This is a genomic window from Microcoleus sp. PH2017_28_MFU_U_A (assembly GCF_020738035.1).
Lineage (GTDB): Bacteria > Cyanobacteriota > Cyanobacteriia > Cyanobacteriales > Microcoleaceae > Microcoleus.
The window spans coordinates 17,499-30,086 of the sequence record NZ_JAEQCX010000097.1 but is presented as its reverse complement, the minus strand read 5'-3'; the positions used below and the strand labels follow the sequence as shown (position 1 = coordinate 30,086).

Here is a 12,588-nt window from a genome sequence, read left to right as displayed (position 1 = left end):
ACGAGGTTTATACCGTTCTGCTCAGAAATCAATTCTGAATGCAGATGTTAACGGTGCGGCAAACATCATTAGGAAATCAAAAGTAGCCATAGACTCAATTATTGAGCGAGTGGGTAGCGGGTTACTGACTAACCCTTTAAGAATTAAACTTTGGGCGGATTCATCCTCCAAAGTTTGTCCTTAAGAATCCCCGCGTCTTCAGACCGGGGAGTGTCAAAGTTTCCTGAAATATATCAAAATCTTACTTAATTTATATCCAGACTGCGGGCGGTTTCCGGGCTCGCGTGCTTGGGCCAAGAAACCAGGTTTGTGGGAGTTTTGGGTTTGGTAACGAGAAATCTACAAAGAAACCGGGTTTCTAAGAGTTTTGGGTTTGGGAACGAGAAATCTGCAAAAAAACGGGGTTTCTGAGGTCAAAAAGTGCGATCGCCAGCTATATGAGTTAACCAAATAATTCGTCTCACAAACAAAAAAGCCCCGATTTCGGGGCTTTTTGCGATCGGATTGGCTTTTATTGAGAGACAGACTGGTGTTTGCTTGCCTTGTCTAGCCCGCAAACTTGTTGACGCTCAAGATAGCTTCATAACTTCTTAAGAATCGCACAGTGACGATATTTCAGTCACTGTGTTAAATAGTCACAGACTCACTTAAGCTTCGCTTTTGCGGCTTTTCCGGCCGCCTTCGCGACCAATTTGAGCCATGTGTTCCCGATTTCTGCTGACAGCTTCGCCACCTTTTTGACCGGCTTCTCTGGCTTCTTCCGAAGTAAATTCGTGTGCAGTTCCTTTCGCGTGTGCAGCTTTTCCGCCTTTGCTAGCAATTGCACGCTGTTTTTCTGCGTCCATAGATGCGAATCCACGTTTGCTTTTCTCAGCCATGACTGTCTCCTTGTTTTTTTTGCTGATTTTTTCGATCGATCCCGCCTCACCTCCCACCGTAGTTGGGACTCCCAGCTAGCGGTGAGAGGTTAGACGGTAAATTATGAAACATCATCTGACGAATGTAAACTTTGAGTTTAAGTCGCAGGATGACTGTTTCATAATTTACAAATGTGAACTAAACATAGTTCACGCCCGGGTAGTTTAGTTCAAGCCGCCAATGTTTAAGCTGATTACTGTCTTTCAATCATTCTACAAATCCCCCAACTTTTATACCTCTTTCTCAGGTATAGTCATAAAAAAAACTCGGTAAGTAAGTGGGAAACGAGCGTGACTTTAGTCCTGAGAGGGAAACGGCTCGGCGATTTCAATCGCCTTGAATCCCCTTTCGGGGTTAGGGGGGGTATGGTTGCCACCCCTGGGGAGATATGGTTGTCTCCGAATCCCCATTTCTGGAGTAATGTTCGCCTCGACCTGGTTATAAAGGCTTGTTAGACCTGCAACACTGTAAAGCGTGACTTTAAAACTGTTTAATTGCAGATGACAGAGCCCAAAACTGGCGGATCATTTTCCGGTGTCGTGACCTGAATAACGTCTCCTCGCGATCGAGGGGTCTGGTCAGAACAGCTTGTAATTTCTTACAAGCGAGCGTGGCGTTGATTCCCTGAGTTCCTGACTCTTTAGTTCGCTGGAAGGATGGAACCGAAAGCTGATTGGCGATACACTCAGAACATTTTTCGACTTAAGGGCCACACTTCAAAAATTCAAAGTCCAAAGAGGGATGCTTTTTTGTCTTTTGACTTTTTATTTTTTTGATGCCTTCCGGGCCTGCCAGTTATCCCGATGTTAGTTGGTCTGCCGATCGAGTTGTTTCTGGCAAGCGATACCTCGGGGCGCAGTGCAGGACGTACTCGATCGCACTTATCAAGTTTACCTTATGACCGATCGATACATAAATCGGTTTTATCCCTGTTTGCGTCCTTAACGCTGCGCCTACCGTTGATCCCTCGTGCAGCAAAGGCTGCCAACAGCCCCGCTCGAACCCTACTTCTGAATGTTCTCCGATAAATCTAGTTTTGGCAACTCCGATCGTCGCAATTCCTGTCAAAACTCCCAAATGGCACGCCAGACCGAACCTGCGGGGGTGAGCTAGTCCTTGACCGTCGCATAATATCAAGTCTGGTCTCAAACTGATATTTTGTAAAGCGTCGAGGACTGCCGGCACTTCTCGAAAAGACAGGAAACCGGGAACGTAAGGAAAAGCTGTAGGACTGCGAACCACAGACTGCTGCTGTAATTGCAAGTCTGGAAAGCTCAAAACTGTTACAGCGGCCCGCGATACGCCTTCTGCACTGTCGTAGCCGACATCTACGCCTGCGACGTACCGAACTGGCGACCGTAGATTTTCGGTAATTACCTCTGACCGGAGAACATCTTGAATGACGATCGCCTCTTCAATTGTCTTCGGCCAAGGGTGTTGCTGCAACATTAGATATCTTTTTTCAACCGTTCTCATCTAACCTTAGCTTATTTTCTGCCATTTTCAAATTCTAATTTTTAACATTTGTCGCTATAAATTCAAAACTTGCCCAAGGAGTCTTTTTTTATACTCGCTTTGGGTTGGGTAAGTCCCACCAATGCCCCTTCTCTAGCAGATTTTGAAGGAGGAAGGAAGAGTTGACTGTTGACTGTTGACTGTTGACTGTTGACAGTTGACTGTTGACAGAAGTCCGATGGAAGTCGGAGGAAGGACGAAAAGCAGTTCAGTATGATAGAGATATTAATGCTGCAATAAATATTAGAAATGAAGGTTTGCGAATTCTGGCGTTAGGAACTAGCGCGAATGCCCTTGGAGGGGATGTAAGACGAAAATCTTCAGGACGTAAAAAATCTATGAAAGTTGAGGCAATCCCCATTGAATTGGGAAGCCTACACGCTTACCGCCAGGAAGCGTGTAGGTAGTTCACAGTTAAAAAAGCAACCCAAGATGCTCAAGCCCAAATTAACCGGGCTCTCATAGCAAGCAGAAGCTCAACGGTTGCAGCGACAAACTTTAACTATAGCCTTTCTCAAAAAGATGAGGTATAATTGACAGCTTATATAACCACCCAGACGTATAGGGCCTTCTTCCCAACAACGTCCGCGAATATGAGAGCTAGATCCGCTATACCTCGCCGGGAAGTCCCCCGCTATATACAGTAATCCTAAGCACTTAGCCAAGCATGAAAAAAATCTCAAACGCAAGCAAGCAACGACGGGCTAGAAGCCCATCCCACAAAAATCTTTTTTCTTGTGGGATGGGCTTCTAGCCCGTCCCAAAATTTGGTTAAAAGGATTTTTGCAAGAGGTCTACTGTAGCTAAAGTGTACGCTCGGGTAGCTAAATCCCGTCAAGATTTTTTGCATCAGTTATCAAGAAAACTCGTCAACGAAAACCAAGTTGTCGTAGTAGAAAATCTTAATGTCAAAGGCATGGTACGCAACCACAATTTAGCTAAAGCAATATCTGATGCTGGATGGGGAACTTTTACTAATTTCTTAGCTTACAAGCTAGAGAAAAAAGGTGGGAAGTTAGTAGAAATTGACCGATGGTTCCCCAGTTCTAAACTTTGCTCTAGCTGTTATTACCAAATTGATAAGTTGCCACTTGATATTAGAGAGTGGACTTGTCCCAATTGCGGCACTCGTCACAATCGCGATGGTAATGCAGCAACAAATATTAGAGCAGAAGGTATCAGAATGCTACAAACGGATGGAACAGCCGTTTCTGAAGAGCGGAGGGGAAGTAAGACCAACGAAAGGACGTAAGTCAGTTCGCTCGGCATTCCCCCGCGATGTTAGAAGCCTGCACTATAATCGCTTCGATAAGCGTGCGGGTATTTCAACTCCCGAAATTTTGCACTACTCAAGCGATCGAAAAATGGAACGGTCAGTTTCCGACAGTAATGGGGAGCAACGAGGCTCTACCCTTGATTAATATTACCAGAAAGAATTGGTTGAAAGCCTCTCCCTGCTCGGGAGAAATTAAAATCAAACTATTCATTACTCCAATCCTCTTCCTTCTAGGTAGAGGTCGCTCTCAAACTGTCAACTGTCAACTGTCAACTGTCAACTGTTGAAGCCTGGTCAATCTGCGACTCCTGGTAAATAAGTTGCTGCACATCCTGATTGACGGAGTGCGGGGAGAGGGGGAGAGGGGGAGAGGGGGAGAGGAAATGAGGGTTTTTTACTGTGACAGTGAAGATGCGCTTTGTGTAAATGCCGACACAGCAAGCGCAGAAAATACAACTAACAACTAACCTGAAATCCCGCTTAGTTAAAGGCAAAGATGCAATCTACGTTCGTGAGTCCTGAAAAACGTTAAAGTAAGAAGCAACTCGGAAATTGCAAAGGTTGGCTTGAAAGTTTGGCTGATGGGAAATCGGGATAACCAGTCAATTTATAATTTAGATGAAGTGGGGGACGTAGCCGATCGCGATACGGCTTCTGAAGCACTGTGGCTGCGCGATCGAGCTTTGGCTGCTACTACCAGCGGTATTATCATTGCTGACGCCAATGCACCCGACTGTCCCATAATTTATTGCAATCCAGGATTTGAAAGGATCACAGGCTACTGCGCCGGTGAAATCTTGGGGCGCAATTGCCGATTTTTGCAAGGTCCGGATACCGATCGCACTACAGTAGCTAAGATCCGCGAAGCCTTGCGCGAAGGCACAGCATTGCAGGTAACAATCAAAAATTATCGCAAAGACGGTACTCCTTTTTGGAACAAATTGTCGCTATCTCCCGTGCGAGACGACAGCGGTAATTTGACTCACTTCGTCGGAACTCAGTCCGACTTATCCGAACGCATCGAAGTGCAGGAAGCTTTGCAGCAAGCAAACGACCAACTGCAAACGATTTTGGAAGCAGTTCCGGGCATAGTATCTTGGATTAGCTCGGATTTGCGCTATTTGGGCGTCAACCACCACTTAGCTAAACTGCACGGTTTGTCGCCGTCGGCCTTTGTCGGTCAAGATATCGGTTTTCTGGGCGCTAGCTTGGATTTTTACTCTTTTGTGGTGGATTTTTTTGCCTGCGAGGCTACGGAAGCGGTTAAAGAACTCAGCGCTAAGGTGAAAACGGAGGGCGGACAGTCGGCGGGATATTATTTGATTGTGGCTCAAAAGTACGATCGGGGGAATGCAGCTTGTCTGGTAGGGATTGACATTACCGAGCGCAAGCGGGCAGAAGAAGCTCTGGTGCTGACTCGCAAGGCGGTGGAAAGTTCGAGCGACGCGATCGGCATCAGCGATGCCAACGGCACTCACATCTATCAAAATCAAGCGTTTTCTCAGCTATTTGAATGGGAAACGGCAGAGGAATTTAAACTCGCAGGAGGTATACCGGCAGTTTTTGCTGACCCCGCAGTCGCCTGCGAGGTTCTCGATACGATCGCCAGAGGTTATTCTTGGTCTGGTGAAATTACCAACCGCACAAAAAGCGACAAAATTTTGCAAGTGCTGCTGCGGGCCGATGCGATTAAAGACCCCACGGGGAAAATTGTCGGTCTGATTTACATGAATACCGACATTACCGATCGCAAGCGCACGGAACAAGAACTGCGACAAAGCGAAAAGCGTTTTCGATCGCTAATTGAAAATGCCAGAGACATTATTGTAATTCTCGACGACAAAGGCTTTTGCCGCTATGTCTCTCCTTCCGCCGAGCGGATTTTGGGCTACCCGACGGCGGAAGTCCTCGGCCGGTCTGTCTTTGACTTGATTCACCCCGATGAATTGCCAATGGTGGATCAAGTGTTCAAAGGTGTCATCCAAATGCCGAGAGTTGGGCTGGGATTGGCGGAATACCGGGTGCGACACAAGCAGGGTTTCTGGTGCGTGTTGGAAGCGGTGGCGACGAATTTGCTCTCGGAACCTTCGGTGCGGGGAATTGTCGTCAACTGTCACGATGTAACTGAACGCAAGGCGGCTGAAGACCAATTGTTGCACGATGCTTTGCACGACGCGCTGACGGAGTTGCCCAACCGCGCTTTGTTGACTGACAGGTTGGGCCAAGCTTTTGCTCGCGTCCAAAGGCATCCGAACTATCAATTTGCGGTGCTGTTTCTCGATTTGGACAGGTTTAAGGTGATTAATGACAGCCAGGGACACCGCACGGGCGATCGGCTGTTGGTGGCTGTGGGCCGCCGTCTGTTGACTTGTTTGCGCCCAGGAGATACGGCGGCACGTCTGGGGGGAGATGAGTTTGTGATTTTGCTAGAGGAAATTCAAGGTGTGGATGAAGCGATCGCCCAAGCAAAGGGAATTCTGAAGGCGATCGAACGACCGCTATATTTAGAAGGTCATAAAGTTTTAATTACTGCTAGCATCGGCATTGCTATGAGTACCGACAAATATCAGTGGCCTGGAGATATTTTGCGCGATGCTGATATTGCGATGTACCGGGCAAAAGCTCTCGGTAAAGCTCGTTACGAAGTGTTTACGAGTGCAATGCACACTCGGGCTGTGGCTTTGATGCACTTGGAAAACGATTTGCGGCAGTCGATTGAAGAACTGAATTTGACATATTCGATTGTGGATTTCCCAGGTGGGGCGGCGGCGGAAAACTCGCCTGTATGTGAAATCGACTGGAAGTTGGAGCGTACAAAATCACAATTGGCTCCTCTTAAATTGGAATGTCCTTTTACTGTTTATTATCAGCCGATAGTTTGTTTGAAAAGCGGCTCGGTTATCGGATTTGAGGCGCTGGTGCGCTGGCTGCACCCGGAACGCGGTTTAGTTTCCCCCATGGAATTTATTGCGATGGCGGAGGAAACTGGGTTAATTATGCCTTTAGGTTTGTGGGTTTTGAACGAAAGCTGCCGCCAAATTATTCAGTGGCAGAGTTTGAATTTGCCTGTGGGAAATTCCCGGGTGACAGTAGCAGTGAATCTTTCGGGGAGGCAGTTTTCGGAACCGGAGTCGATCGAGCAAATCAAGCAAGTGTTGCAGGAAACTGGTGTTGATGCTCGCTGTTTGAAGTTGGAGATTACTGAGACTGTGGTGATGGAAGATGGGGAAGCGGCGGCGGCGATGCTTTCGCAGTTAAGGGAGTTGGGGATCGGGCTGTGCATTGATGATTTTGGCACTGGTTATTCGTCTCTGAGTTATTTGCACAAATTCCCGATTAATATTTTGAAGGTCGATCGCTCTTTTGTCAGTCGCATCGGAGCAGCAGGCGAGAATTTGGAAATCGTGCGGGCGATCGTCATGCTGGCGCGCAGCTTGGGGATGGAGGTAGTCGCAGAAGGTGTTGAAACCGCCGTGCAATTGGCTCAACTGCGGGCGATCGGCTGCGAGTACGGTCAGGGGTACTTTTTCTCTAGACCTCTCAACAGTGAGGCTGCTACGGCCTTATTGAGGCGATCGCCCAAATGGTAATCCGATCTACAATAGTTAGTAGGGTGCGTCAGTCCGCAAACGCTCGATCGTCGCCCCACAACTTCACCTGACGCACCCTACAAAGTATATAAAAATCAACTCATACCAAAACCTATGTCTCAATCAATCGCCCCAGTTTTAGAAGAAAAGCAAACAGATACTTCTCCGACTTTAACCTTTGAAGAATACAGAGTTTATCAAGGAGATCCTGATGTACAATACGAACTGTACAAAGGCAAATTAATACCAATGGCAACAGCGACAGCCTTACACACAAGCATCTGTGAATATTTGGTTTACAAGTTGCAGCGTTATCTCGCTGAACACAATCTCGATTTAGTAGTAAAAACTTCTGTAGGAGTGAGAACAGAAGATGCTACATCTTGCATTCCCGATGTACTTGTCTGCACTCAAAGTTTGTGGGAACAAATACTTGCCCAGCCTGGTTCAGGCATCATTGACTTAGGAGAAACACCGCTATTAGTAGTAGAGGTAGTGAGTGAAAATCGACGGGCAGATTACATGATTAAACGAGCACAGTATGAATTAGCGAATGTGCCCGAATATTGCATTGTTGACCCTAAATGTGGGAAGCAAAAAATCAGAATCTTAGCATTTATTGAAGGTGAAGATGGTTACACGCATACAGATTTCTTTCCGGGTGAGGAAATTATATCTGTAGTATTTCCAGATTTGGTTTTATCAGTGGATGAAATACTGAATCCACCATTGGTGGAGGAGTTAGTGAAGGCAGAACGAGTTCGATTACAGGAATCACAGCAACAAGCTGTAATGGAACGTCAACGCGCTGATGAGGAGCGTCAACGCGCTGATGAGCAGCGTCAACGCGCTGATGAGGAGCGTCAACGCGCTGATGAGGAGCGTCAACTCGCCCAGCAGCAGAGTCAACGCGCTCAAGAGGAATGTCAACGTGCTGACAAATTGTCAGCGAGGTTGCGGGAATTGGGAGTAGATCCTGATACTGTCATTTAAATTTAATTTAATCATAAATACTCGCTGAGGTCACAAAGATATGTCTCAATCAATCACGCCAGTTTTGACAGACCAACAAGTTGATAATTCACCCACATTAACCTTTGAAGAATACCGATTTTATAAAGTCGATGACGAGGTAAAACATGAACTGCATAGAGGTCAATTAATACCAATAGCAATGCCTACAATTCTACACATAAATATTTGTGAGTATTTGGTTTATAAATTGCAGCGTCACCTAGCTGAAAACAATCTTGATTTAGTAGTCAAAAGAAATTTGGGAGTCAGAACCGAAGAAAGTTCATCCCGCATCCCTGATATAGTTGTTTGCACTCAAAGTCTTTTAGAACAAGTTGCTGCTCGACCCGGAGGGGCCGTCCTTGACTTTGATGAAACGCCTTTATTATTAATAGAAGTCGTTGGCAAAGATCGACGCGCAGATTATATACTTAAACGAGGAGAGTACGAACAAGCTAACGTGCCGGAATATTGCATAGTTGATCCGACAGAAAACAGACAGCGGGTGCGAGTTATAGCAGTTCCCGAAGGTGATGAGGTTTATTCACAGGTAGATTACTTGCCGGGTGAGGACATAGTATCTGTAGTATTTCCTAATTTGAGATTATCAGTGGATGAAATACTGTCTCCGCCATTGGTGGAAAGGTTAATTAAAGAAGAACAAAGGCGGTTGCAGGAACTTAAACAAGCTGCAATGGAACGTCTAGATTTTCAAGAGGAACGTCAGCGCGTTGAAAAATTGGCGGCTAAGTTGCGGGAGTTGGGAGTAGATCCTGATACTGTTTAAAGAGTTGAAATAGTGGCAATAGCCTCAATTCTACCTCAATCATCTAATAACAAATCACGCAGGAAATAAAAGCGATCGCGCCCCAAACTATCTCCTTTAATTCGCCCTGCATAACCTGTCAGCGGAGAAGAAAGTTCTACTAAAATTTCGTGCAACTCTTCACGGGACAATTGCTTGGGTGGGTTAGACATTGAAAACGCACCGCTCAAAGAATCAACGCTGGCTCTTTTAGAACCTGTAGTTTCTAAATACTTTTTCAGAATAGAAAGAACGTGCGATCGCACTTTAAGCTTTTCCCGCACATCGTCAATATAGCGATTAACCTTAGCATCGGCTTCCTCACCAAACGGCTGTTGTTCCAAACAAGGTTTTAACTGTAATAGATCGATCGAACCTGGTTGCTTAGCTTTGAGTTCAACTAATCTTTGCAATGTTTCCGGGCGAATTACATTCATGTGGTTTCCGATAGCAGTTTTGTTAGCGTGTCTATTTAACTGACCAGCGGCCATAATTATCTTAATACAGCAGTTGTATTGTTCCTGAAGATGCTTGTGTCCTAACTTGATAAGTTGCGCGGGCGTTCCATCAGCTACGGTTTCACTTTTGGTAGCTTTGCATTCTCCCACTACCTGATAGGGAGTTTCACAGTAGAAATCTAATCCGCCAGCGCCCCCGGTTGATTCGGGATCGAGACTGGCTTCTGGTTTGTGGTTAGAATTTCCGAAACCTAGCTTGATAAAACCTTTGCGGACTAATTTTTCAAAGCCATTACCGTCGCTAGAGTTGCCGATTTGTGCGATCGTTTTAATCCAATCTAAATCTGGATCGGGTTTTGTTGTTGGTAAATTTTCCGACCAACCTAGAAATATTTTAATTTCGGCATCGAGTTGTTTAGCGTTTGGGTTAGTATTGGATAAATGCACTAATGCACTTTGCAACTCTTCCAATTCTGGATGTTCGGGAGGCTCTAGTTTTTCGAGCTTTTGACGGCGTTTAGCGAAGATAGACTCGCTCAACACAGGCGTTGAATCAGTAACATTTAGGGATTTTGACAAAGATACAAAATTGCCACTAGATTGCACTGGTATTTCAAACGGCTGAGGTAGCAGATAGACGCGAAGATAAGCTAGAAAAAGATAAGGTTTTTCTAGGACAGTTTGCTGTAATGCCTCTGTTGTCCAGACTGTTAACTGCGACAAAGCCTCTAATGATTCAGGATCGTTCAGCATTTGGCACAATTCGCACCTAGCCCAAGCTGTTATCAAAACCGTTTCAGAATTTAACTGAGCAAGTGCCTTTTGAGCAATGGGCAAAAAGTGCGATCGATAATGTCGATCGCCAGATAGCAAATCAACCGAAAGATTGGCTGGATACAAAGCAAATGTCCGCCCCGGATTCAGAAACATCCGAGGCATAGCTACAATCATTCGTCCTTGGATTAAAGCCTCAATATCTGGGTTTGGTAAAGCCAGAGCTGTTTGAAGCAAAATTGATTTGCTCATTGTTAACTAAATAGGTCACTTAGATCTCCATCATCTGTATCATCACTGCTGGGAGGGTTGAAAATGTCTTCTAAAAGTAGGTTTTCATCTTCATCGTCAACCGCAGGCATTTCACCGGAAGGATCGCTCAAAATTTCCCGCAATAAAAGATTCTCAAAAGTGAGCTGTTTCTGAGATATGAAATCCCAAACTTGGTCTTCTGTTAAATTGTAATCTCGGCATTTTTTACAAACAGCACGGACAGCGAGTAATGGTTTGATTTGATCTTCAATCAAATACACCACCTCACCGCCTTTTTCAAATGAGACGAGTTCTTCTAGTAGCTTGTAGGCTTTAGAATTCTTCTTGATCGTCTCTATTTTTGATTGGGAACGCACTAAACAACCGCGCGTCAAATCAAAGGTTTGATAATCAATTAAGCGCTTTAATCCAGCAACTAATTCAGATTGAGAAGATTGGAGAATCGCAACACCAATCTTGATAGCTCTTCCGTTTTCAGTACCAATTATCTTGAATTTTATCCACTCCGCATTTTTTGCTTTGGGTTTAATCTCTGCGGTAATTTCATCAACTGTTACCTTGTCAATCGTCTGACCTTTCAATGTTTCAAAGCCAAAGTAAATAGCCTTAGCAATTGTGGAATTATCCTCCATATACTCTCGGATGTCTGCCTCAAGTTCCTTGGTTAAAGCCAACTCAAACCTCTCAACTGGATCTTCTGGAAGTTCAGGTACTGGAGGTATAAAAACTTGAAAATTCTCGGCACACCATGTCAAAGCTTCCCGTACCGTTGGCTTACCTCTGCCATATTCTCTCAGTTGACTTTCTTCAAATGGGTAGACCGGATGATGAGGGTTTAAATTCCTGATTTGATAAAAATCTTGTAACCACAATTGGACTAAATCGACTAAAGAATCGCCGTTCAAATATTTTAAATCGATTGGTTTCCGCTGCGTGTATGTTGAAAGTCGATCGGGTATGCCACCAGACATTACGTTAACAGTATCTGTCCACGTATACGGCATCATTACTGTGATAACAACCAAACCTTGACCGAGTTCTGAGTGTTCGAGAGTATCGTACAAACGCTTAACTAGATCGGCAATTACCTGGGGTGTTGTCAAGCCATCATCTCTACAACTTGTATTTACATCTATTTCATCAAAACAAATGATTACAGGACTGTAGTAACTCACCAAATTCAAAATTTGCTGGATGTTATTCAGAGATTCGGCTTCTCTGTCCTGATTAGTCTTCCCAGAATTAGCGGGCAATCCTAGTTCCTCAGCTTTAGATTTATCTAACTCTTCACCTGATAACCATTTGATAGCAAAAGGTGTTTCAGCTTCTGATAACGTCCACAAAACAGCTCGAACAATATAAGGGTCTGCCTTTGATTTTGTTTTGAGAACTTGCTTAGTGAGGGTGTTCATTAAATTTTTATTTTTTGTAGCCCAGCTAGCACACACTCTGTCAAATCGATCGAGAAGTTCTTGAGGAGAAAGATTCGGTGTAGCAGAATTGATAGCTTTGAAACCTTCGTTTGCCATTGCTGAGGCTATTTCCTGCCATTGCATGACACCTTGACTGCCTGTATGGCTCAAACTGTTAGCTAAAGTTTGCTGAAATTGGTATTTTATCAAGTTTAAGTCGGTGTAATTATTAACACTGGCATAAACGAACAAAGCACCTCCATTAGTTTCTAGTCTGTGGCGAGTGCGGCTCAAAATGTGGCTTTTCCCCACTCCTTGTTGAGCTGTTAATACCAGTGAAGTCACTTTTTCTTGGCTCGATTGAGTAGTCTGTACTTTTTCAACCGCCTGAAAAATGGCATCGGAAGCGTGAGCATTTAGAGTCGGAATATCGGGGAAGCCTTTTCCCCAAATATCTTGTTCTTTGACAATTCCAGCTTTGCTAAAGGGATTGTGATTTTGGATGGCAGCATTGAGAGCTTCTATCGGAGAAACTGATATATTGTTCATGGCG

General features: G+C 44.9%; 8 protein-coding genes and 2 pseudogenes. 6 read left to right on the top strand and 4 right to left on the bottom strand.

Annotation, left to right across the window (positions count from 1 at the left end):
- Positions 1-184, top strand: a pseudogene (locus JGK14_RS23650) (RNA-guided endonuclease InsQ/TnpB family protein); the annotation flags it as partial.
- A gap of 463 nt (positions 185-647) precedes the next feature.
- Here JGK14_RS23650 and JGK14_RS23645 read toward each other — a convergent pair.
- Positions 648-878 (bottom strand): KGG domain-containing protein, encoded by a 231-nt coding sequence (locus JGK14_RS23645; protein WP_293149797.1) that lies wholly within the window; start codon positions 876-878, stop codon positions 648-650.
- Between the two features lie 835 nt (positions 879-1,713).
- A complete protein-coding gene (gene nfi / locus JGK14_RS23640) occupies positions 1,714-2,367 on the bottom strand; it encodes a deoxyribonuclease V (protein ID WP_293186801.1) in 654 nt (217 codons plus the stop codon).
- A gap of 275 nt (positions 2,368-2,642) precedes the next feature.
- Here nfi and JGK14_RS23635 point away from each other — a divergent pair.
- The 5 genes and pseudogenes from JGK14_RS23635 to JGK14_RS23615 all read left to right on the top strand — a co-directional run.
- A pseudogene (locus JGK14_RS23635) lies at positions 2,643-2,840 on the top strand (hypothetical protein); the annotation flags it as partial.
- A gap of 401 nt (positions 2,841-3,241) precedes the next feature.
- On the top strand, positions 3,242-3,685 hold the full coding sequence (locus JGK14_RS23630; RefSeq protein ID WP_442921473.1) for an RNA-guided endonuclease InsQ/TnpB family protein: 444 nt from the start codon (positions 3,242-3,244) through the stop codon (positions 3,683-3,685).
- 605 nt (positions 3,686-4,290) lie between these two features.
- Positions 4,291-7,299: an EAL domain-containing protein gene (locus tag JGK14_RS23625; protein WP_442921474.1), complete on the top strand. Its 3,009-nt coding sequence runs from the start codon at positions 4,291-4,293 to the stop codon at positions 7,297-7,299.
- A 114-nt stretch (positions 7,300-7,413) separates the two neighbouring features.
- A complete protein-coding gene (locus tag JGK14_RS23620; protein WP_325315554.1) occupies positions 7,414-8,292 on the top strand; it encodes a Uma2 family endonuclease in 879 nt (292 codons plus the stop codon).
- A gap of 40 nt (positions 8,293-8,332) precedes the next feature.
- Positions 8,333-9,100, top strand: a complete 768-nt coding sequence (locus tag JGK14_RS23615) for a Uma2 family endonuclease (protein ID WP_293208526.1) — start codon at positions 8,333-8,335, stop codon at positions 9,098-9,100.
- A gap of 35 nt (positions 9,101-9,135) precedes the next feature.
- On the opposite strand, the gene JGK14_RS23610 is transcribed toward JGK14_RS23615, so the two are convergent.
- Together JGK14_RS23610 and JGK14_RS23605 are read right to left on the bottom strand one after the other, a co-directional pair.
- Positions 9,136-10,602, bottom strand: a complete 1,467-nt coding sequence (locus JGK14_RS23610; RefSeq protein WP_325315553.1) for a DUF1802 family protein — start codon at positions 10,600-10,602, stop codon at positions 9,136-9,138.
- Positions 10,603-10,604: 2 nt separating this feature from the next.
- Positions 10,605-12,584: an ATP-binding protein gene (locus tag JGK14_RS23605; RefSeq protein ID WP_293231956.1), complete on the bottom strand. Its 1,980-nt coding sequence runs from the start codon at positions 12,582-12,584 to the stop codon at positions 10,605-10,607.
- Positions 12,585-12,588: the final 4 nt, after the last annotated feature.

What these genes read in the sequence shown, in the direction of transcription:
- JGK14_RS23645 (WP_293149797.1), bottom strand. Translation starts at nt 878, where the DNA reads ATGGCTGAGAAAAGCAAACGTGGATTCGCATCTATGGACGCAGAAAAA.
- nfi (WP_293186801.1), bottom strand. Translation starts at nt 2,367, where the DNA reads ATGTTGCAGCAACACCCTTGGCCGAAGACAATTGAAGAGGCGATCGTC.
- JGK14_RS23625 (WP_442921474.1), top strand. Translation starts at nt 4,291, where the DNA reads ATGGGAAATCGGGATAACCAGTCAATTTATAATTTAGATGAAGTGGGG.
- JGK14_RS23620 (WP_325315554.1), top strand. Translation starts at nt 7,414, where the DNA reads ATGTCTCAATCAATCGCCCCAGTTTTAGAAGAAAAGCAAACAGATACT.
- JGK14_RS23615 (WP_293208526.1), top strand. Translation starts at nt 8,333, where the DNA reads ATGTCTCAATCAATCACGCCAGTTTTGACAGACCAACAAGTTGATAAT.
- JGK14_RS23610 (WP_325315553.1), bottom strand. Translation starts at nt 10,602, where the DNA reads ATGAGCAAATCAATTTTGCTTCAAACAGCTCTGGCTTTACCAAACCCA.
- JGK14_RS23605 (WP_293231956.1), bottom strand. Translation starts at nt 12,584, where the DNA reads ATGAACAATATATCAGTTTCTCCGATAGAAGCTCTCAATGCTGCCATC.